The organism is Streptomyces sp. NPDC054796, from assembly GCF_053611545.1.
Window position 1 is genome coordinate 95,234 of the sequence record NZ_JBSHAO010000014.1, and the last position, 19,841, is coordinate 115,074.

A 19,841-nucleotide genomic window follows, 5' to 3' on the forward strand; every position below is an offset into this window, starting at 1 on the left:
AAATGGGTCGGCCCCCGGAGTGACCGGGGGCCGACCCTCGTCCGTCGGATGCGGACGGATACCGCGCGTGCTACTGGTGCGGCGCTGGTGCTACTGGGTGCGGTTCTCGCCGTGGTAGTACTCGAAGACCCACCCGAACAGGCCGATGATCAGCAGCGGCGCCGAGACGAACACCAGCCACCAGCCGAAGGCGACACCCGCGAAGGCGAAGGCGCCACCGAGGCCCAGGGACAGCGGCTGCCAGCTGTGCGGGCTGAAGAAGCCCAGCTCACCGGCGTCGTCGGCGACGTCCGCGTCCTTGTTGTCCTGGGCGCCCGCGTCCACACGGCGCGCGGTGAACGCCAGGTAGTAGCCGATCATCACGGAGAGCCCGAAGGCCAGGAACAGACCCGTGGTGCCGACCGGCTCCTTCGACCACACGCCATAGACGATCGCCATGACGAGCATGAAGAGGGCCAGCCAGAGGAACATCTTGCCCTGGATCTTCACTTCCCGGCCTCCTTGCTGCCGGCCAGCGCCTTCTCGTCCGAGCCCTGGTTCTCAAGCTGGTCGAGAGCGGCGATCTCGGGGTGGTGCAGATCGAACGCCGGGGATTCGGAGCGGATCCGCGGCAGCGTGAGGAAGTTGTGCCGAGGCGGCGGGCAGGAGGTCGCCCACTCCAGCGAACGGCCGTAGCCCCACGGGTCGTCGACCTCGATCTTCTTGCCGTGCTTCGCCGTCTTCCAGACGTTGTAGAGGAACGGCAGGATCGACAGGCCCAGCAGGAACGAGCTGATCGTCGACAGGGTGTTCAGGGCCGTGAAGCCGTCCGCGTCCAGGTAGTCCGCGTAACGGCGCGGCATGCCCTCGGCGCCCAGCCAGTGCTGCACCAGGAAGGTGCCGTGGAAGCCGACGAACAGCGTCCAGAAAGTGATCTTGCCGAGGCGCTCGTCCAGCATCTTCCCGGTGAACTTGGGCCACCAGAAGTGGAAGCCCGCGAACATCGCGAAGACGACGGTGCCGAAGACCACGTAGTGGAAGTGCGCCACCACGAAGTACGAGTCGGACACGTGGAAGTCCATCGGCGGCGAGGCCAGGATGACGCCCGTCAGACCACCGAAGGTGAAGGTGATCAGGAAGCCGATCGTCCACAGCATCGGCGTCTCGAAGGAAAGGGATCCCTTCCACATCGTGCCGATCCAGTTGAAGAACTTCACACCCGTTGGAACCGCGATCAAGAACGTCATGAACGAGAAGAACGGTAGGAGTACCCCGCCCGTCACGTACATGTGGTGCGCCCAGACCGTCACGGAGAGGCCCGCGATGGCGATCGTCGCGCCGATCAGGCCGATGTAGCCGAACATCGGCTTACGGCTGAAGACCGGGATGACCTCGGAGACGATGCCGAAGAACGGCAGCGCGATGATGTAGACCTCCGGATGGCCGAAGAACCAGAAGAGGTGCTGCCACAGCAACGCTCCTCCGTTCGCCGCGTCGAAGACGTGCGCCCCGAACTTGCGGTCCGCCTCCAGGGCGAACAGCGCGGCGGCGAGCACCGGGAAGGCCAGCAGCACCAGGACACCGGTGAGCAGGACGTTCCAGGTGAAGATCGGCATCCGGAACATCGTCATGCCAGGGGCGCGCATGCAGATGATCGTGGTGATGAAGTTGACCGAACCCAGGATGGTGCCGAAGCCGGAGAGGGCCAGGCCCATGATCCACATGTCGGCGCCGACGCCCGGCGAGCGGACCGCGTCCGACAGCGGCGAGTAGGCGAACCAGCCGAAGTCCGCGGCGCCCTGCGGGGTGAGGAAGCCACCCACGGCGATGAGCGAGCCGAAGAGGTACAGCCAGTACGCGAACATGTTCAGCCGCGGGAAGGCCACATCGGGCGAGCCGATCTGGAGCGGCATGATCCAGTTCGCGAAGCCCGAGAAGAGCGGGGTGGCGAACATCAGCAGCATGACGGTGCCATGCATGGTGAACGCCTGGTTGAACTGCTCGTTCGACATGACCTGCATGCCGGGGCGGGCCAGCTCGGCGCGCATGAAGAGCGCCATGATGCCGCCGAGGCAGAAGAACGCGAAGGACGTGACGAAGTAGAGCGTCCCGATCTTCTTGTGGTCTGTGGTGGTCAGCCAGTCCACCACGACGGCGCCGGGGGTCTTCTTCCGTACTGGCGGTGCTGCCTCGGCGGTCGCGGTGGCGGCACCCTGGGGTTCGTTGAGGATGCTCACGGGTTATTCGTCTCCGCATTCTTGGCGCCGCCCGTGCTGGCGGTACCCGACGGGATGTAGCCGGTCTGGCCCTTCTTCGCCAGGTCCTCCAGATGCTTCTGGTAACGCTCCGGGGAGACGACCTTCACGTTGAAGAGCATCCGGGAGTGGTCCACGCCGCACAGCTCGGCGCACTTGCCCATGAAGGTGCCCTCCTTGTTGGGGGTCACCTCGAAGCGGTTGACATGGCCGGGGATGACGTCCTGCTTCATCAGGAACGGCACCACCCAGAAGGAGTGGATGACATCGCGCGAGGTCAGGATGAACTGAACCGTCTCGCCCTTCGGCAGCCACAGCGTCGGACCCGGGTTGTTGTTCTGCGGGTTCCGCTCACCAGGGGTGCCGACCTCGTAGACGCCCTCGGCGCCCTTCGGGAAGGTCGACCTCATCCGGTCGGGGATGGCATCCAGTTCCTTGTCATCCGTGTTGTCGGTGGATGCCTTGCCGTCCACGTTCTCGATGTGGTTGAAACCCCAGCTCCACTGGTAGCCGACCACGTTGACGACGTGGTCCGGCTTCTTGGAGGTCGCCAGGAGCTTCGTCTCATCGCGCGCGGTGAAGTAGAAGAGCACCGCCACGATGATGATGGGGACCACGGTGTACAGCGCCTCGATGGGCATGTTGTACCGGGTCTGCGGAGGTACCTCGACCTTGGTCTTGGAACGCCGGTGGAAGATGACACTCCACACGATCAGACCCCAGACCAGCACGCCCACGGCGAGCGCTGCCGCCCACGACCCCTGCCACAGGGAGAGGATCCGCGGAGCCTCATCCGTGACCGGGGTGGGCATACCAAGGCGGGGGAAGTCCTTATATGTGCAACCGGTCGCGGTCGCCAGGACCAGGCCCGCGGCAAGCGCCTGGTGCAGCTTCCGCCGCATCGGGCGCCGCGACGAGGGGGAACCGCCCCCGCCCGTAGGGCGGTGGGGGAGGTCGGAGCCGTTGGGACTCACGTAGCGCCTTCCCGAGAGTCTCGCCCGCCCATCCGGGCTCGGCCTATTGCTGGTCGGGCGCGGGCCCTGGCGCGGGCAGGGGTTTGGATGTTTATGCGGACCAAACCCTACTGGACGCTATTTGGGGGCGCGCGGGGAGGGTGCGTAACGCGCCGCGGGACTCCCCGATGGAGTGGAATAGCGGCCTCCCGGGCCCTATCTGACGGCCCGCCGACTCGCCGGTGGGGCACCCCTTCACGGGGGTGTTGCGCGGGACGGTTGGCCGGTGTGGTGGGTGCCGTGGGGTCCCGCGCTGATTTTTGTGCCGCTTCACGCAGGGGGTGGCGGGGCACCGTTTCCGGGTGCGGGCCGGTGGCTACGGCGCGGCGTGTGGTTGCGGTGCGATGCGGCTGGCGCCGCGTGATTCGGGTTTCCACCGTGGTTATGGGGTGCCTGTGTGGTGGGGGTCGGCGCCGCGCCGGGGCGTCTCCTCGGGCGAAACCGTCTCGCTTTCGGCTCTCCGCCGGTGACTCGCTGCCCTGCGGGGACACCCCGCCACACCACCTCCCACCCCGGTGGCCACCAGCACGCCGGTGGCCTGCCGAGGTTGTTCCCATGCTGAGTGCCCGTACCTCGCGGTACGGGCCCAGCCCTGCCGCGGAAAGCCGACGGCGAGGCGCCACCCCTGTTGTGGGCAATCGTCCCGCTGGGCGAGGGGGCACCTCCCAGCGGTAGCTGGGGGAGGGTGGGCACAACCCGTGCCACCGGGCCGCAGCCGCGAACGACACCCCGAGGGGCACCCGGATAGGCGCACCCTCTGAGGAGAGGGGCACGCCGTGAAGGCTTCACCTCGTGCCCCGTGAGGCGGTGCGGACCGGTGAAGGGGCAACCCCCCGTTTCCTTTCGCACCCCGCGAAGGGAGCCGCACCCCGCGAAGGGGACCCGCTACCGTGCGGGGGTGTCGTATATGGACGCCGCTTCAGGCGTGGGGCTTCACCCCGTGGCGCGGCAGGCGCTGATCGCTTCGCTGGAGGAGGGGTGGGCGGACCCCGCGCGCCCCCACAGGGAGGGCCGCCGGGCCCGGATGCTGCTGGACGCGGCCCGCGAGACCACCGCGGAAGCCGTCGGGTGCCGCCCCGACGAGCTGACGTTCACCACCTCGGGCACCCAGGCACTGCACACGGCTGTCGCCGCGACGCTCACGGGCCGCCGCCGCACCGGCGGCGCCCTGGTCGTCTCCGCCGTCGAACACTCGGCCGTGCTGCACGCGGCCCAGACGCACGAGGCCGCCGGCGGCGAGGTCCGCCAGGTGGCGGTCGACCGTACGGGGCGCGCGTCGCCCGACGCGTACGCCGCCGCGCTCGAAGGGCCCGTCGCGCTCGCCTGTCTCCAGTCGGCGAACCACGAGGTGGGAACCGAACAGCCGGTCGGTGAGGTCGCCGAGGTGTGCGCCGAGCGCGGTGTCCCCCTTCTGGTGGACGCGGCGCAGTCGCTGGCGTGGGGACCGGTCGCCGGGGGCTGGTCGGTGCTCGCGGGCAGCGCGCACAAGTGGGGCGGCCCCCCGGGCGTGGGGCTGCTGGCGGTGCGGAAGGGGACGCGGTTCGCCGTGCCGGGCCCCTCGGACGAGCGGGAGTCGGGCCGTGCGCCGGGCTTCGAGAACATCCCGGCGATCGTCGCGGCCGCCGCCTCGCTGCGCGCCGTACGCGCCGAGGCGGACGCGGAGGCGGCGCGGCTGCGCGGCCTGGTGGACCGGATCAGGGCGCGGGTCCCCGAGCTGGTGCCGGACGCGGAGGTGGTCGGCGACCCGGTGCGGCGGCTGCCGCACGTGGTGACGTTCTCCTGTCTGTACGTGGACGGCGAGGCCCTGCTGCACGCGCTGGACCGCGAGGGGTTCTCCGTCTCCTCGGGTTCGTCGTGCACGTCGAGCACGCTGACGCCCAGCCATGTGCTGCGGGCGATGGGCGTCCTCTCGGAGGGCAACGTCCGGGTCTCCCTGCCAGCGGGCACGCCCCAGGGCGAGCTGGAGCGGGACGTGGAGCGCTTCCTCTCCGTGCTTCCGGGCGCCGTGCGGGACGTGCGCGAGCGGCTCGGCGCCCCGGTGCGGGGGCACGCACCCGAGGTGGACGGCGACGCCGGGTCCATGGCAGGGGGGCTGACCGTCGACGCGCTGGGCAAGCTGTGCCCCGTACCGGTGATCGAGCTGGCCAAGGTGATCGGGGACGTGCCGGTCGGCGGCGTGGTCACGGTGCTCGCGGACGACGAGGCGGCCCGGCTGGACATCCCCGCCTGGTGCGAGATGCGGGGGCACGCGTTCCTGGGCGCGGAGGGCACGGCCTTCCGGGTGCGCCGCAGCGCGTGAGCCTCCACGGGGGCGCCCCCGGGCACCACGGAGGGGCCGCCCCCGTGGAGCGGCCCCTCCGTGGAAACCGTGCGCGTGACGCCCGTCAGACCAGGTGAGCCTGGACCTCGGCCGCCGCGTCATGGCCGTACGCCTTCGTGAAGCGCTCCATGAAGTGGGTGCGCTTCAGCTCGTACTCCTGGGTGCCGACGGTCTCGATGACCAGCGTGGCCAGCATGCACCCGAGCTGCGCCGCGCGCTCCAGGCTGACGCCCCAGGCGAGCCCGGACATGAAGCCCGCGCGGAAGGCGTCGCCGACGCCGGTGGGGTCGGCCTTGCGCTCCTCCGCCGGGACGTCGACCTGGATGGGCTCCTGGCCCTCGCGGTCGATGCGGACGCCGCGTGCGCCCAGCGTGGTGACGCGGGTGCCGACCTTGGCGAGGATCTCCGCGTCGGTCCAGCCGGTCTTGCTCTCGATGAGCTCCTTCTCGTACTCGTTCGAGAAGAGGTAGGTGGCGCCCTCCAGCAGGACCCGGATGTCCGGGCCCTCCATGCGGGCGATCTGCTGCGAGAAGTCCGCCGCGAAGGGGATGGAGCGGGTGCGGCACTCCTCCGTGTGGCGGATCATCGCCTCGGGGTCGTCGGCGCTGATGCAGACGAGGTCGAGCCCGCCGACGCGCTCGGCCACCCGGTGCAGCTCGATCTGCCGGGCCTCGCTCATGGCCCCGGTGTAGAAGGAGCCGATCTGATTGTGGTCGGCGTCGGTGGTGCACACGAAGCGGGCCGTGTGCCGTACCTCGGAGATGTGGACGGAATCGGTGTCCACGCCGTGCCGGTCGAGCCAGGCGCGGTACTCCTCGAAGTCCTCACCGGCAGCACCGACGAGAATCGGCCTGGCCCCGAGCTGACCCATGCCGAATGCGATGTTTGCTCCCACTCCTCCTCGCCTGATGTCGAGGGTGTCGACGAGGAAGGAGAGCGAGACCGTGTGCAGCTGGTCCGCGACCAGCTGGTCGGAAAAGCGACCCGGGAAGGTCATCAGGTGGTCGTTCGCGATTGAGCCAGTGACTGCGATACGCACGACGAAATCTGCTCCTGTGAAGAGGAGTCGGTTGCAGGGCTCCTTCACGCTACCCGCTCCCCGCTCGTATCCGAACAGGGCAGAACTACCCGATAGTAGGTCCTTCCAGGCACCTCACCGAATGCGTAGCGTCAGCGTCATGGAGAAACCCCTGCGTCCCCCGGCCGAACCCGAATCCCTTGACCAATTGCGCGGTGACTGCGCGCGGATGGCCCCCCACTGGTCCGTGACCAGCCCGTCTCCCGTGGTGGTGCCCGTCCCGCCGGAGGCGCTGCGCGGGGTCCGGGTGCCCTCGCGGTCGGCCCGGCTGCTGGACGGTATGTCCGAGTACGGCGACTGAGAGGAGCGCCGGAAGGAACACCGCCTGGAACCGCCCGCTCTTCGGCTCCGTCCCATCCACGTCCGTCCCCGCCCGAGGGGTTGGGACCTCACGTGATGAGCGGAGCCGAAGAAGGAGCGATGCGGTGAGCACCGAACCGTCCCCTGTCAACGACGGGGATGCCACACACCCGGACGCCCCTGCCAAGCCCGACGAGCGGTCCGCGCGGCGGCGCGGACCGCGGCTGACCGTCCTCGCCGTCGCGACGGCCGTCCTGCTGGCGGGCGGAGGCGGAGCCTACTGGGCGTCGACGGCCGGAAGCGGAGACCAGGCCGCGCCCGGCGGCGGCAGCGAACCGCCACCGCTCGCGCTGGACGGGCTCGCCCTGGGCGAGCAGGCGTCGGAGGGCGGCGAGAAGGACATCGCCCCCGGTGAGCCGACCAACACCCAGCCCCTGCGGGCCAACGGGCCCCTCCCGGACGGGCCCTCGTCCGCCGCCGTGCACCGCCCCGCGCCCGACGGTGTGAAGGAGGCGGACGTGGCGGCCCTCGCCAAGGCCCTCGACGTGCCGGGGAGCCCGGAGAAGGAGGACGGCCGCTGGGTCGTCGCCGAGGACTCCGGGAAGAAGGACAAGGGCGGCACCGGTCCCGTCCTCACCGTCAGCACCGGGGAGCCCGCGGGGAGCTGGACGTACAGCGCACGGGGCAGCACGCAGTCGGTCCCCGATTCGGGGAAGGGCGAGCCCGTCTCCGCCGAGGAGGCGAAGGACGCGGTGCGGCCCGCGCTGAAGGCGCTGGAGCAGGAGGGCGCGGAACTGGACGCGAGCGCCACGGCCGCCTCGCAGCGCACGGTGAGCGCGGCACCCGAGGTCGCCGGGCTGCCGACCAACGGCTGGAACAGTTCCTTCACGGTGGACTCCGACGGCGAACTGGCCCGCGCCCACGGCACGATGGCCCGCCTGGAGAAGGGCCCCACGTATCCGGTGCTGTCGGCGAAGGACACCCTGAAGCAGCTCAACAAGCAGCGGGCCGCGGGCGGCGGCGCCGGTGTCGGCTGCCCGAAGAACGCCAAGTGCGCGAGCACGCTCGCCGCGGGCGCGGAGAACGACTCCGGTTCCGGTTCCGGCGAGCAGAAGCCCGTGAAGGTGACCGACGCGGCGTTCGGGCTGGCCACGCACTACTCCAGCGGCAAGCCCGTGCTCGTCCCGTCGTGGATCTACGACGTGGAGCTGCCGGGCGGCACCGAGGGGCAGCTGACGCATCCGGCGCTCGGCGCTGAGCATCTGAAGCCCTCCGGCGACGGCGACAGCGCGTCCACGGCCCCGGCCCCGGGCGGCTCGCCGTCCGACCCCGGTTCCGGCTCGGGCTCCGGTTCCGGCTCCGGTGGCGGTGACATCGGCACCGGCGGCGGCTCCGAGGCAGGCGCGCAGGCCGTCACCTCGTACACGAGCGAGGGCAACACCCTGAAGCTGACGTTCTGGGGCGGGGTCTGCGACAAGTACGAGGCGAGCGCCGACGAGTCGGGCGAGCGGGTCGAGGTCACCGTCGCGCCGAAGGACCCGGACCCGGACAAGATGTGCGTGAAGATGGCGAAGCGGCAGACCGTCGAGGTCGAGCTGGACAAGGCGCTGGGCGACCGCGAGGTCGTGGACGCGAAGGACGGCGACACGCTGCCGCACAAGAAGTAGGCGCCCGCTGACGGGGCCGGAGGACGACGAAGGCGGCGGATCCGCTCGGGATCCGCCGCCTTCGTCCTGTGCTCAGTGGCCTCAGCGCCGCTCGGCCGCCCCTGGGGACGCCCTGGAGTCGGCTCAGCTGAAGGAGTCGCCACAGGCGCAGGAGCCGGTGGCGTTCGGGTTGTCGATCGTGAAGCCCTGCTTCTCGATGGTGTCGACGAAGTCGATGGAGGCACCGCCGAGGTACGGGGCGGACATCCGGTCGGTGACGACCTTGACGCCGTCGAAGTCCTTGACGACATCGCCGTCGAGCGAGCGCTCGTCGAAGAAGAGCTGGTAGCGCAGGCCGGAGCAGCCACCGGGCTGGACGGCGACACGCAGCGCCAGATCGTCCCGGCCCTCCTGCTCCAGCAGGGTCTTGACCTTACCCGCGGCGGCGTCGGACAGGATGATGCCCTCGCTCACAGCGGTCTCGTCCGAAACGGACATCTGCTTCTCTCCCGGGTTGTACGGACTGCTCTGCCGCCCACTGCAACCGGCGGCATCCCGGATTCATTCCGGCTGGCACGTCATGACGGATTTCTTTACGTGTCTCGCGTCTCGCGACGTTCTCCCCTCTCATGCTCGCACACCGGGCGGCACCAACGGGAGTGCGTCACATTGACGCGATGGGCATCGTCAAAGTGACGTGAAGCGGCTATGATAGATAGCGTCAGTTAGACGAAAAGCCTCGACGCGACATCCGACATCAGAGAAAGGGTGGGTGCCGTGAACACCGCCCAGCCGCTGGATCCAGAGCCGACTCCCCTCGCACTCCTCCTGCTCGGACGCGAGTCAGACCCGAAGAGCGAGCGCGGCGTGGAGTGCCCCGGCGATCTGCCCGCCCCCTCCGACCCCGGTCTCGTCGAGCGCGCCCGCGCGGCCAAGGAGAAGCTGGGCGACAAGGTCTTCGTCCTCGGGCACCACTACCAGCGCGACGAGGTCATCGAGTTCGCCGATGTGACAGGGGACTCCTTCAAGCTGGCCCGCGAGGCAGCGGCCCGGCCCGACGCCGAGTACATCGTCTTCTGCGGCGTGCACTTCATGGCCGAGTCCGCTGACATCCTCACCAGCGACCGTCAGCAGGTCGTGCTGCCGGACCTGGCCGCCGGGTGCTCCATGGCCGACATGGCGACGGCCGAGCAGGTCGCGGAGTGCTGGGACGTGCTCACGGAGGCGGGGGTCGCGGACGTCACCGTCCCGGTCTCGTACATGAACTCCTCCGCCGACATCAAGGCGTTCACCGGCAGGCACGGCGGCACCATCTGCACCTCCTCCAACGCCAAGCGGGCCCTGGAGTGGGCCTTCGGCCAGGGCGCCTCGGGCGATCACGCGCGCGCCAAGGTCCTCTTCCTCCCCGACCAGCACCTCGGGCGCAACACCGCCGTGCGCGACATGGGCATGTCCCTGGACGACTGCGTCGTCTACAACCCGCACAAGCCGAACGGCGGGCTCACCCACGAGCAGTTGCGGGACGCGCGGATGATCCTGTGGCGCGGGCACTGCTCGGTGCACGGCCGCTTCTCGCTGGAGTCGGTCGAGGATGTACGGGCGCGCATACCCGGCGTCAACGTCCTCGTGCACCCCGAGTGCAAGCACGAGGTCGTCGCGGCCGCCGATCAGGTCGGCTCGACGGAGCACATCATCCAGGCACTGGACGCGGCCCCCGCCGGTTCCAAGTGGGCCATCGGCACCGAGCTGAACCTGGTGCGGCGCCTGGCGAACCGCTACGCGGACCAGGACAAGGAGATCGTCTTCCTGGACCGCACGGTCTGCTTCTGCTCCACCATGAACCGGATCGACCTCCCCCACCTCGTCTGGGCGCTGGAATCGCTCGCGGAGGGCCGGGTCGTCAACCGCATCGAGGTGGACGCGGAGACCGAGAAGTTCGCGAAGCTGGCGCTGGAACGGATGCTGGCGCTGCCGTAAGCGCCGGTCATAGCGTCTCTGATCAGCTGAGCGATCGCATGCGAGACATTGTGTCTGGCGTGCGATCTGCCCATCGTGGAGGGGAAGCGTGGGCGTGGAGATGGAAGCCCGCGCCCAGTGCTGCTCCTCGTGGCCTGTGGGGCCGGTTGGTGGGTGTGCTGGTCGTCGTCACGCCCTGGTGCCGGTGGGCTGCGCGGGGCAGCCCGGTCCGGCCCATTGGTGCGTGTCCCTCCGGACGCTTGCCCGCCGGGCCTTGCGGCCTGGTGGGGGAGGGTGCCCTGCGTCGCCTGGGCGCGGGGCGTGTTGTCTGGTGCCGTGTGGGCCCGGTCTTGGACCGGTCCCGGCTCGTCTTCAGCACGGGTGTGATCACCGCGCCTGCTTCGGACTTGTCCACGACAGTGCGGATGGCCATGGCACCGTCAGCGCGGTCAACGACGGTCTTCCTCTGGTGGGTAAGGCCGCGTGCGGCGATGCGCTTCCACGCTGCGGCGTCGCGGTCGCCCTGGTATCCGCACGAGCGGCACAGCGCCCATTTCCAACCCGGTGTGGTGGGCCTGTCCGGGGCTTTGCGGTGCCGCAGGGGTACCAGGCACTGCGGGCAGTGCCTGGAGGTGTTCCTCGCGGGCACGGTCACGACGGCGATACCGGTCTCGGCGGCGAGGTGCCGCATCCGCTTCACGATCTGTCCGCGCACGGTCTGGGACATGCGGGTGTTGTGGGTGCGGCCCATACCAAGTGCTTCCATGGAGCGCAGGTCTTCGACATAGATCACCGTGGCCCCGGTGGCGATGGCCTGATCGACTGCCCAGCGTGCGGCGGCCCGGGCCAGGGCATCGTTGAGGTTCGAGCGTTTGTCGGAGACTCGACGGGCCTCATCCCGCAGGATGTGGTACCGGGGTGTCAGATCGTGCTGTTCGTCGCCTGCGATGAGCCGCTGGTACTGGTCAGTCTTGGTGTGCAGGTGCTCGGACAGACGGCGCAGCCGGTGCTGCTTGGCGAGGACGCCGGAGGCACGGAACATGCCGCCCGCGCCGAGTGCGGTGATGGTTTTGCCCTCGTGCAGCCGCACAGCACCGGCGGACAGCAGGGTGTTCAGGCCCCAGTCCACACCGAGCGCGACCGTGTGCCCGGTGCGCCGGGCTTTGGGGACGGGGTGGGTGTAGGCGAGATCGGCCCGCACCCGCCCCTGGTGGACGCGCAGGGTGGGCAGGTGCAGCACCGCGTCTGCGGAAACCGTCGGCGGGAGCACGATGGGGCAGGCGGCCCACGTCCAGTCCCGGTAGGAGGCCGGGTCGGGGCGAGTGGGGAGCTTCAGGCGCAGCAGCGCCCGTCCGGGCTCATCGCCGCGTGCGAGGGTGGCTTGCTGCCCGTCGCATGCGGACAGCAACAGCATCCGGGCGGTGCGGGGCGCGGGCTCCAACTCGAACACATCGACCGGCAGCCTGCCGTGCCTGCGCATGAAGGCGGCGATCTGGCGGGAGCGGGAGCGGATCACACTGGAGGGCAGGCACGTGCCGCCGGGGATGGCTTCGCGTACATGGTCCCACTCGTCGGGGGAGCGCTTGGCCGGATCAGCGGGCCACGAGGCGTGGATGCCCGCAGCCAGGTCGGCCCGCCACTTCGCTGAGCGCACAGCACGTCCGGCCTGTTCTTGAGCCATGCGCACGATCCGGTCATTGACCGTGACGCCCTTGGGCGGGGCGACAGCCCAGCCGAGGCGGCGCAGGGCCATCCAGGCGTTCGAGGGCAGCTTCCTGCCTCCCGCGTCCTCACCCGAGGCCAACACGTTCACGTCGTGCGCGTTCCAGTGCTCGGCGGTCAGCGCTCCGGCCATGTCGGACACCAAGTCCATGACCCAGCCGACACGTTCGGCCAGCACAGCGGCGGACAGGAGTTCGCCAGTCTTCTCATCGACTGCGGTGCGCAGCAGGCCACGGGCGCCGCCGGTGCGGGAGGTCTCGCCCTCGGCAAGCGGCAGTTTCCGGTTCACGCGGCACGATCCTGTTCGCCAGCGCATTGGCCGGTCTCGGCGAGAAGCCGCTTGCGGGCGTCCGCCGATCTCATCCCGTACAACCGCCCGGCGAAAGTGGTAACCAATGATACGAAGTCTTCGAGGAGTTCGTCCCGGCCGCCGGACTTCTTCGGGTGCAGGACTTCGAGGGTGACGCCGTATACGGCGAACAGGCGCTTGAGCCAGCCGACACCGAACCGGGCGAGACGGTCCTCATGCGTCACCCGCACCACCGTCACGGTGCCGTCGGAGACCATCGCCAGCACCCGGTTGAGACCGGGGCGGTTCTCCCGAAGGCCCGATCCCCGGTCCTTGACGACTTTCACGACCTCGCCCGAGGCAGTAGCTCGCAACTGCTCTTCCTGTGCGGCCAGCGAGGACTCCTGACCGGCCGAGCCGGAGACGCGCACGTACAGCAGCTCAAGACGAGGACGCGTCCTTGCATCGCCGCCACGCTTCATGTTCTCCACATCCACCGAGGAGAAGCGGCGCTCACGACCCACCCAGGAGAAAGGCATCTTGCCGTCAATAGCCCACTGACGAAGCGTCATCGGGTGAATCCCCAGACGCTTCGCGGCCTTGGACGTACGCAGCAACTCCATGCACATAACAATACCTGCACAACACTAGGGATGACTAACGAAATTGATTAGCCTGCGCCAATGCTGCTGCGACCGGTCCACGACACCGAGGAGGACGCCGAGGCGGTCCGGGCCCTCATGCGGGCCGCCTTCGCCGCCCCGCCCACCGGGCCGGGAGACGCGCGCCCGGTGCCCGCGCCCTCCCCCGAGCGGGAGGCGCGCGGCCGGGAGAAGATCCGGCATCTGGTCCGCACCTCCCCCGGCGGGAGCTGGCTGGCCGAGGACGCCGCAGGCCGCCCGGTGGGCGCGGCGCAGGCCGTGCTGCGGGAGGGCACCTGGGGGCTCGCGCTGCTGGTGGTGCTGCCCGAGGCGCGGGGCAAGGGCGTGGGCGGCACGCTGCTGAGCCGGGTGCGCGAGCTGGGCAGGCACTGTCTGCGGGGCATCATCTGCTGCTCCACCCACCCGGCCGCCGCCCGCGCCTACCGCAGGGCCGGGTTCACGCTGCACCCCACCATGCGGCTGCACGGCACGCTCGACCCCTCGCGCCTGCCCACTCCCGACAAGCCGGCCGTGGTGGGCTCGACGGCGCACCGGGACCTGATGGACTCCGTCGACCGGCGGCTGCGCGGCGGGGCGCACGGCCCCGACCACGAGTTCCTGGTCCGCCACTGCCGCCTCTTCGTCTCCGACGACCTCGCGGGCAGCGGCTACTGCTATCTGACGCCCGAGGGCAAGGTCGAACTCCTCGCGGCGACCTCGCGCCGCCTCGCGACGCGGCTGCTGACGACGGCGCTGCTGAGCCTGCCCGAGGGCGCCGAGGCCACGGTGCACGATCTGACCGCCGAGCAGCAGTGGGCCGTCGACGTGGGGCTCGCGGCGGGTCTTGAGGTGACCACGGCGGGCTGGGTCTGCCTGCGCGGGATGCGCCCGCCGTCGCCGTACATCCCGTCGGGCGCCTTCCTGTAGCCCCCCCCCGTGAGCCCAGGAGCCCGGGGCCGTGCTCAGCCGCGCGGCCGTACGAGCCCGCTCTCGTACGCCGCGACCACCAACTGCGCCCTGTCGCGGGCGCCGAGCTTGGACATCGTGCGGTTGACGTGCGTCTTGACCGTGAGGGGGCTGACGGAGAGCAGGGAGGCGATCTCGTCGTTGGAGAGGCCGCCCGCGACATGGGTGAGCACCTCGCGCTCGCGCCCCGTGAGGACGTCCAGCTCGGCGGGGGTCGTACGGCCCTCGCCCGTGCCGTCCCAGGAGCCGCCCTGGGCGAGGAACCGGGCGATCAGGCCCTTCGTCGCGACCGGCGAGAGCAGGGACTCGCCGTGGGCGACGACGCGGATGGCGGAGAGCAGCTCGTCGGGCTCGGCGCCCTTGCCGAGGAAGCCGGAGGCTCCCGCGCGCAGCGACTGCACCACGTAGTCGTCGACCTCGAAGGTGGTCAGGATGACGACCTTGACGTCGGCGAGCCCGGGATCGGCGCTGATGGCGCGGGTCGCGGCGAGGCCGTCGGTGCCCGGCATGCGGATGTCCATGAGGACGACGTCGGCGCGCTGCTCGCGGGCGACGGCGACGGCCTCGTCGCCGTCGGACGCCTCGCCCACCACCTCCATGTCCGCCTCGGAGTCCACCAGCACCTTGAACGCGCTGCGCAACAGTGCCTGATCGTCGGCGAGTACGACACGGATCGTCATGCGCGGGTCTCCTTACGCCTGATGCGTATCCTCCGGCTCCCGCTCATCCTGCCGTGCGCCGCCGCACGGCCGGTGCCGGGGCGGGCGTTCACCCCGTTCACCCTGTTCACCCCGTTCGCCGTGTGCGCGCTCGCTCTCCCCCCGCGCCTCTGCCTCGTCCTCTCCCGCCCTGGACGCCGGCTGGAGCGGCAGCCGTACCCGCACCCGGAAGCCCCCGCCCGCGAGGGGCCCCGTCTCGCAGTCGCCGCCCAGCGCGGCGGCGCGCTCCCGCATCCCCAGCAGTCCGTGCCCGCCGCCCGTGTCCTCGGCCTCCCCGGGCACGCCCGCGCCGTCGTCCGTGACGGTGACCTCCAGGAAGTGCCGCTCCCGCACGAGTCCGATCTCGACGCGTGCTCCGGTGCCCACGTGCTTCTGGACGTTGGTCAGCGCCTCCTGGACGACGCGGTAGGCGGTGAGGTCGACGGCCGAGGGCAGCGGCCCCACCTCGCGCGGCTCGCCCTCGACGTCGACGGTGAGTCCGGCCCGTACGAAGCCCTCCACCAGTTCGTCCAGCACCTCAAGCCCTGGCGCGGGCTCGGTCGGGGCCGTGCTCTCGCCCGACTGGCGCAGCAGCCCGACCGTCGTCTGCAACTCGTCCAGCGCGTGCCTGCTCGCCTCCCGTACGTGCGCGAGCGCCTGTTTGGCCTGGTCGGGGCGCTGGTCCATGACGTGCGAGGCGACGCCCGCCTGGACGTTGACGAGGGCGATGTGGTGCGCGACGACGTCGTGCAGCTCGCGGGCGATGCGCATCCGCTCCTCCGCGACCCTGCGCCTGGCCTCCTCCTCGCGGGTGCGCTCGGCGCGCTCGGCCCGCTCGCGCATGGCGTCGATGAAGGCGCGGCGGCTGCGGACGGCCTCCCCGGCCGCCGCCGCCAGCCCGGTCCAGGCGAGGATGCCGAGGTTCTCCTGCGCGTACCAGGGCCCTGGCCCGAAGAGCACGGCCGAGCCCGCGAGCACGACGACCGTCACGGCGCCCACCCGCCAGCTGGTGAGCCGGTCGGTGCGGTTGGAGACGGTGTAGAGGGCGATGATCGCGGCCAGCACGATCGGCGCGCGGCGGTCGCCGGGGGCGAGCGTGTCCGTGTCGATGATCAGGCCGATGACGCAGATGAGGCTGGTGATGCACAGCACCGGCAGCGGGGCGCGGCGGCGCAGCACCAGCACGGCGCAGGCGAGGGCCGCGAGGACGACGGTCTGGTGGCTCAGCTCGCGGTCGCCGAAGTGGGGGCGCCCGTCGGGCCCGTGCGGGTCGGTGGCGGCGCCGAGCAGCGTCGCCACGAAGGCGCCCAGGGCGAGCAGCGTGTCCACGAGGTACGGGTGGGCCCGCATGTGTGCGCGCAGCCCGCAGAGGCGGGAGCGACCGGCCCCCGCCTCTGTCGCATGGTTCGTCGTCACACCACGCACCGTACGGGCCCGGGAACAGAGCGGAGGCACCGGTCCGGAATCAGGGACTCCGGTGACGGGGGTGACGGGCGGGAGCGGTGCGGCGGCCATGGCGCCGGGAGGCCGGGGGCGCCGCGCGAAGGGGACGCGGCGGCCACCGGGGTGCTCGCCGCCGCCGTGGCGCGACAGGTGTGCGCGAGGCGCCCGGTGTGCGTGACGCGTCGCGTGTCCGGGACACACCGGGTGTCCGTGGCGCGTCCGGTGTCCGTGGCGCGTCCGGTGCCGGTGACGCGCCCGGTGTGCGTGCTGCTCCTGGTGTCCGTGGTGACCGCCGCTCCTCCGTCGGGCAGGGCCTTCGGGCAGGCCCCTCGGCCGGGCCCGTCAGCCCGGGATGAGCCCGTCGTCGCTGAGCATCTCCCGCACCTCTTCGAGTGAGGCGTCGGGCGCGGGGAGGATCAGCTCGGAGGGCTCCAGGGCGTCGTCCGGCAGGGCCGTGCCCAGGGTCCGTACGGCGTCGAGCAGCGCGGCGAGCGTGCGGCGGAAGCCCGCCTCGTCCCCGGAGTCCATCTCGGCGAGCAGCTCGTCGTCCAGCTTGTTCAGCTCGGCGAAGTGGCTGTTCGCCAGCTCCACCTGACCTTCCCCCATGATCCGTACGATCATGTCGCTCTCCTTCTGGCGAGGCCCCGAGTCACTGGTCCGGCTGCCATCGGTCAGCGGCCGGGCGGCAGGTCACTGCTTGTCGAACTTAGGCGTGTCCTGCCCCCGCTGCCCCTGCGACTCGCCCTGCGGTGCACCCGCCTGGCCGCCGCCGCTGCCCTCGATGGCCTGCTGGTCCTGCGCGCTGCCGCCCGCCAGCTCCGCCTTCATCCGCTGGAGCTCCAGCTCCACGTCCGTGCCGCCCGAGAGGCGGTCCAGCTCGGCGGTGATGTCGTCCTTGGCCATGCCGGACTGGTCGTCCAGCGCGCCGGAGGCGAGCAGTTCGTCGATGGCGCCGGAGCGGGCCTGGAGCTGTGCGGTCTTGTCCTCGGCACGCTGGATCGCCATGCCGACGTCGCCCATCTCCTCGGAGATGCCGGAGAACGCCTCGCCGATCCGGGTCTGCGCCTGGGCCGCGGTGTACGTGGCCTTGATGGTCTCCTTCTTCGTACGGAAGGCGTCCACCTTGGCCTGGAGGCGCTGCGCCGCGAGCGTCAGCTTCTCCTCCTCGCCCTGGAGCGTCTGGTGCTGGGTCTCCAGGTCCGTGACCTGCTGCTGGAGGGCCGCACGGCGGGAGAGCGCCTCGCGGGCGAGATCCTCACGCCCCAGCGCCAGCGCCTTCTTGCCCTGGTCCTCCAGCTTGGAGGACTGGCCCTGCAACTGGCTGAGCTGAAGCTCCAGCCGCTTGCGGGACGTCGCCACGTCGGCCACCCCGCGCCGCACCTTCTGGAGCAGCTCGAGCTGCTTCTGGTACGAGTAATCCAGCGTCTCCCGCGGATCCTCGGCCCGGTCCAGGGCCTTGTTGGCCTTCGCGCGGAAGATCATCCCCATACGCTTCATGACACCGCTCATGGGCCTCGCGCGCCCCCTTCGTAACGGACTGAGCCTTACGCACATCTACAGACCCCAGACTACGGGCCTCAGTTCCATTACCGCACTGTTCGGGCCCGGATGCGCTCCTCCTGGAGGACGATCGCGAGGGCGTCCCCTCCCGCGCAGGGAGGAGGCAGCGGGAGTGCACGGCCAGTGCGCGAGGAGTTCCGGGGAGTGCTGGGCCGACAGCACTGGGGCAGGTGTTGCCGGATCGTGCCCCTGCCGGACTGGGGCCCGCGCGCGGGCACACCGTACTCTTGGAAGCGTGTTCCGAAGCCGTTCGAAGGACGGGCAGGCCGAGTCACCCCAGGTGACCGAGGCCGAGCCCCGCCAAACCCGCGACCCCCAGGCCCCCAAGGGCCGCCCGACGCCGAAGCGCAGCGAGGCGCAGTCACAGCGCCGCAGTGTCGCCAAGGTCCCCAAGAGCCGCAAGGAGGCGGCGAAGCGCCAGCGCGAAGCCCGGCGCACCGACATGGCGCGCCAGCGCGAGGCACTGGCCAGTGGTGACGAGCGCTATCTGCCCGCCAGGGACAAGGGGCCCGTACGGCGCTACGCCCGGGACTTCGTGGACTCGCGCTGGTGCGTGGCGGAGTTCTTCCTGCCCATCGCGGTGATCATCCTCGTGCTGAGCATGATGCCGTCGCTCCAGCTCAAGAACATCTCGCTGCTGCTGTGGCTGTTCGTGATCGTGCTGATCGTCGTCGACTCGGTGCTGATCGTCTTCCGGCTGAAGAAGGCCCTGCGCGAGCGCTACCCCGACGAGCCCAAGCGCGGTGCCGTCGCCTACGCGGTGATGCGGACCCTCCAGATGCGCCGGATGCGCCTGCCCAAGCCGCAGGTCGCACGCGGCGAGAAGCCCTGATCCGCCAGGAGCTGGTCGCCAGGCAGCTGGACGAGCAGATCGCGGCCCGCTTCGAGGTGGGCCGCAGACTGCGTGTGCTCGACGTCGGCCTCGGCCGCGGCGAGCAGTCCCTGCGGCTGGCCCGTGCGGGCCACAAGGTGACCGGTCTCGAATCCGACCCCGCCCTGCTGGCGCTCGTGCGCGAGGCGCTGGAGGCGGAGCCCGAGGGCATACGCCAGCGCGTCCGCGTCGTCCCCGGCGACAGCCAGGACACGGGCGCGACCTTCCTGCCCGGCACGTTCGACGTGGTGCTCTGCCACGGCGAGCTGATGGAGGCCCGCGACCCCGGCAACACCCTCGCCGGGCTCGCCCGGGTCCTGGACACGGGCGGACTGCTGTCCCTGCTGATACGGAACGACGACGCGCTCGCCATGCACCCGGGCCGCGCCGGTGACTGGGACGCCGTAGTGGCCGCGCTCGACTTCGCCGAGCGCGCCGAAGTGGCCGGGTCCGGGTCAGGGCAGGCGTTCCGCCGCGAGGCCCTCACCGCCACGCTGGCGGGGATCGGCACGCCGCTGCACGAGTGGTACGGGGTGCAGGTCTTCGCCACCGACGAGCGCGAGGGGGGCGGCGCGCTCTCCGAGGAGGACGAGCGGATCGTCACCGCCGAGCTGCGCGCTGGCCGCACGGATCCGTACCGGTCCGTTGCCGCCATGCTGCACCTGTGCGGGGTGCGGGGCTGACGGCGGAGCCGATCACGGGGCGTTCGCTTCACCGGCCACGACTGTGACCGCGGGCCGTGGCCGTGGCGCCTCTCCCGTCGCGTACGGCCGCGTGCCGCCGCGACGGGAGAGGCGCGCCGCGCGCGCTTCAGCTCTCGGCGGGCTCCTCGGAGTGGAGGCTCATCGGCCCGTAGATCTTGCTGCCGTCCTCCAGGAGGGTGACCTGATCGGCGCCGCCCTCCAGCAGGTCCTTCCAGACCTCCCCGATCCACGACTCCGCGTCCCCCTGGGTGGGGAACTCCTCGGGCTGGACTGCGGGTTCCGTCTCCGTGCCGTCGGCCTTCTCGAACCGCCACGTCCACGCCATATGTGCCTCCCGACATCGGCTGTTGCTGCTCGCAGACTAATCCTGAGTGCGCGGCCCCCGTCGGGCCAAGAGACG

General features: G+C 70.8%; 19 protein-coding genes. 7 read left to right on the forward strand and 12 right to left on the reverse strand.

Annotation, left to right across the window (positions count from 1 at the left end):
- Nucleotides 1–90 precede the first annotated feature (90 nt).
- From ACWGJ2_RS14575 to ctaC, 3 genes are read right to left on the reverse strand one after another with little or no spacing between them, the layout of a single operon-like run.
- Nucleotides 91–489 carry a cytochrome c oxidase subunit 4 gene (locus tag ACWGJ2_RS14575; RefSeq protein ID WP_453346414.1) on the reverse strand — a complete coding sequence of 133 codons (399 nt, stop codon included), beginning with the start codon at nucleotides 487–489 and terminating at the stop codon, nucleotides 91–93.
- On the reverse strand, nucleotides 486–2,216 hold the full coding sequence (ctaD, locus tag ACWGJ2_RS14580) for an aa3-type cytochrome oxidase subunit I (protein ID WP_453346415.1): 1,731 nt from the start codon (nucleotides 2,214–2,216) through the stop codon (nucleotides 486–488). The genes ACWGJ2_RS14575 and ctaD overlap by 4 nt, the downstream gene beginning before the upstream one ends.
- Nucleotides 2,213–3,208, reverse strand: coding sequence for an aa3-type cytochrome oxidase subunit II (gene ctaC, locus ACWGJ2_RS14585; protein WP_453346416.1), 996 nt, complete (start codon nucleotides 3,206–3,208; stop codon nucleotides 2,213–2,215). Before ctaC ends, ctaD begins: the two co-directional genes overlap by 4 nt.
- A gap of 937 nt (nucleotides 3,209–4,145) precedes the next feature.
- On the opposite strand from ctaC, the gene ACWGJ2_RS14590 reads away from it, so the two are divergent.
- Nucleotides 4,146–5,546, forward strand: coding sequence for an aminotransferase class V-fold PLP-dependent enzyme (locus tag ACWGJ2_RS14590; protein WP_453346417.1), 1,401 nt, complete (start codon nucleotides 4,146–4,148; stop codon nucleotides 5,544–5,546).
- 85 nt (nucleotides 5,547–5,631) lie between these two features.
- Here the strand turns inward: ACWGJ2_RS14590 and ACWGJ2_RS14595 are convergent, their stop codons facing one another.
- Nucleotides 5,632–6,606, reverse strand: a complete 975-nt coding sequence (locus ACWGJ2_RS14595) for a carbohydrate kinase family protein (protein WP_453346418.1) — start codon at nucleotides 6,604–6,606, stop codon at nucleotides 5,632–5,634.
- A gap of 139 nt (nucleotides 6,607–6,745) precedes the next feature.
- Here ACWGJ2_RS14595 and ACWGJ2_RS14600 point away from each other — a divergent pair, with 139 nt between their 5' ends.
- Entirely contained in the window at nucleotides 6,746–6,946 is a 201-nt protein-coding gene (locus ACWGJ2_RS14600) for a hypothetical protein (RefSeq protein ID WP_453346419.1), read from the forward strand.
- 124 nt (nucleotides 6,947–7,070) lie between these two features.
- Complete coding sequence (locus tag ACWGJ2_RS14605) at nucleotides 7,071–8,612, forward strand: hypothetical protein (RefSeq protein WP_453346420.1); 1,542 nt, start codon at nucleotides 7,071–7,073, stop codon at nucleotides 8,610–8,612.
- A 123-nt stretch (nucleotides 8,613–8,735) separates the two neighbouring features.
- On the opposite strand, the gene ACWGJ2_RS14610 is transcribed toward ACWGJ2_RS14605, so the two are convergent.
- Complete coding sequence (locus tag ACWGJ2_RS14610; protein WP_453346421.1) at nucleotides 8,736–9,089, reverse strand: HesB/IscA family protein; 354 nt, start codon at nucleotides 9,087–9,089, stop codon at nucleotides 8,736–8,738.
- A 279-nt stretch (nucleotides 9,090–9,368) separates the two neighbouring features.
- Between ACWGJ2_RS14610 and nadA the strand changes: the two genes are divergently transcribed.
- On the forward strand, nucleotides 9,369–10,568 hold the full coding sequence (gene nadA / locus ACWGJ2_RS14615) for a quinolinate synthase NadA (protein ID WP_453346422.1): 1,200 nt from the start codon (nucleotides 9,369–9,371) through the stop codon (nucleotides 10,566–10,568).
- A 22-nt stretch (nucleotides 10,569–10,590) separates the two neighbouring features.
- Here the strand turns inward: nadA and ACWGJ2_RS14620 are convergent, their stop codons facing one another.
- Both ACWGJ2_RS14620 and ACWGJ2_RS14625 read right to left on the reverse strand, forming a co-directional pair.
- Nucleotides 10,591–12,558, reverse strand: a complete 1,968-nt coding sequence (locus ACWGJ2_RS14620) for a zinc ribbon domain-containing protein (protein WP_453346423.1) — start codon at nucleotides 12,556–12,558, stop codon at nucleotides 10,591–10,593.
- Nucleotides 12,555–13,181 (reverse strand): IS607 family transposase, encoded by a 627-nt coding sequence (locus ACWGJ2_RS14625; protein ID WP_453346424.1) that lies wholly within the window; start codon nucleotides 13,179–13,181, stop codon nucleotides 12,555–12,557. Before ACWGJ2_RS14625 ends, ACWGJ2_RS14620 begins: the two co-directional genes overlap by 4 nt.
- A gap of 60 nt (nucleotides 13,182–13,241) precedes the next feature.
- On the opposite strand from ACWGJ2_RS14625, the gene ACWGJ2_RS14630 reads away from it, so the two are divergent.
- Nucleotides 13,242–14,126, forward strand: coding sequence for a GNAT family N-acetyltransferase (locus tag ACWGJ2_RS14630; protein WP_453346425.1), 885 nt, complete (start codon nucleotides 13,242–13,244; stop codon nucleotides 14,124–14,126).
- A 35-nt stretch (nucleotides 14,127–14,161) separates the two neighbouring features.
- Here ACWGJ2_RS14630 and ACWGJ2_RS14635 read toward each other — a convergent pair whose 3' ends face one another.
- From ACWGJ2_RS14635 to ACWGJ2_RS14650, 4 genes are all read right to left on the reverse strand, one after another.
- Complete coding sequence (locus ACWGJ2_RS14635; RefSeq protein ID WP_453346426.1) at nucleotides 14,162–14,845, reverse strand: response regulator; 684 nt, start codon at nucleotides 14,843–14,845, stop codon at nucleotides 14,162–14,164.
- 12 nt (nucleotides 14,846–14,857) lie between these two features.
- Nucleotides 14,858–16,213: a sensor histidine kinase gene (locus ACWGJ2_RS14640; RefSeq protein WP_453346494.1), complete on the reverse strand. Its 1,356-nt coding sequence runs from the start codon at nucleotides 16,211–16,213 to the stop codon at nucleotides 14,858–14,860.
- A gap of 435 nt (nucleotides 16,214–16,648) precedes the next feature.
- Nucleotides 16,649–16,927 (reverse strand): PspA-associated protein PspAA, encoded by a 279-nt coding sequence (gene pspAA, locus ACWGJ2_RS14645; RefSeq protein WP_453346427.1) that lies wholly within the window; start codon nucleotides 16,925–16,927, stop codon nucleotides 16,649–16,651.
- Between the two features lie 69 nt (nucleotides 16,928–16,996).
- On the reverse strand, nucleotides 16,997–17,815 hold the full coding sequence (locus ACWGJ2_RS14650; protein WP_453346428.1) for a PspA/IM30 family protein: 819 nt from the start codon (nucleotides 17,813–17,815) through the stop codon (nucleotides 16,997–16,999).
- 286 nt (nucleotides 17,816–18,101) lie between these two features.
- Here ACWGJ2_RS14650 and ACWGJ2_RS14655 point away from each other — a divergent pair, with 286 nt between their 5' ends.
- Together ACWGJ2_RS14655 and ACWGJ2_RS14660 are read left to right on the forward strand one after the other, a co-directional pair.
- A complete protein-coding gene (locus ACWGJ2_RS14655) occupies nucleotides 18,102–18,698 on the forward strand; it encodes a DUF3043 domain-containing protein (RefSeq protein WP_453346429.1) in 597 nt (198 codons plus the stop codon).
- Nucleotides 18,695–19,420 carry a class I SAM-dependent methyltransferase gene (locus tag ACWGJ2_RS14660; protein WP_453346495.1) on the forward strand — a complete coding sequence of 242 codons (726 nt, stop codon included), beginning with the start codon at nucleotides 18,695–18,697 and terminating at the stop codon, nucleotides 19,418–19,420. Before ACWGJ2_RS14655 ends, ACWGJ2_RS14660 begins: the two co-directional genes overlap by 4 nt.
- 127 nt (nucleotides 19,421–19,547) lie before the next feature.
- On the opposite strand, the gene ACWGJ2_RS14665 is transcribed toward ACWGJ2_RS14660, so the two are convergent.
- Entirely contained in the window at nucleotides 19,548–19,766 is a 219-nt protein-coding gene (locus tag ACWGJ2_RS14665; protein ID WP_453346430.1) for a hypothetical protein, read from the reverse strand.
- Between the last annotated feature and the right edge of the window lie 75 nt (nucleotides 19,767–19,841).

Excerpts from the sequence above, each read along its gene's own strand:
- ACWGJ2_RS14610 (WP_453346421.1), bottom strand. The coding sequence starts at position 9,089 with ATGTCCGTTTCGGACGAGACCGCTGTGAGCGAGGGCATCATCCTGTCC.
- ACWGJ2_RS14640 (WP_453346494.1), bottom strand. The coding sequence starts at position 16,213 with ATGCGGGCCCACCCGTACCTCGTGGACACGCTGCTCGCCCTGGGCGCC.
- ACWGJ2_RS14630 (WP_453346425.1), top strand. The coding sequence starts at position 13,242 with ATGCTGCTGCGACCGGTCCACGACACCGAGGAGGACGCCGAGGCGGTC.
- ACWGJ2_RS14625 (WP_453346424.1), bottom strand. The coding sequence starts at position 13,181 with ATGGAGTTGCTGCGTACGTCCAAGGCCGCGAAGCGTCTGGGGATTCAC.
- pspAA (WP_453346427.1), bottom strand. The coding sequence starts at position 16,927 with ATGATCGTACGGATCATGGGGGAAGGTCAGGTGGAGCTGGCGAACAGC.
- ACWGJ2_RS14635 (WP_453346426.1), bottom strand. The coding sequence starts at position 14,845 with ATGACGATCCGTGTCGTACTCGCCGACGATCAGGCACTGTTGCGCAGC.
- ACWGJ2_RS14650 (WP_453346428.1), bottom strand. The coding sequence starts at position 17,815 with ATGAGCGGTGTCATGAAGCGTATGGGGATGATCTTCCGCGCGAAGGCC.
- ACWGJ2_RS14665 (WP_453346430.1), bottom strand. The coding sequence starts at position 19,766 with ATGGCGTGGACGTGGCGGTTCGAGAAGGCCGACGGCACGGAGACGGAA.
- ACWGJ2_RS14600 (WP_453346419.1), top strand. The coding sequence starts at position 6,746 with ATGGAGAAACCCCTGCGTCCCCCGGCCGAACCCGAATCCCTTGACCAA.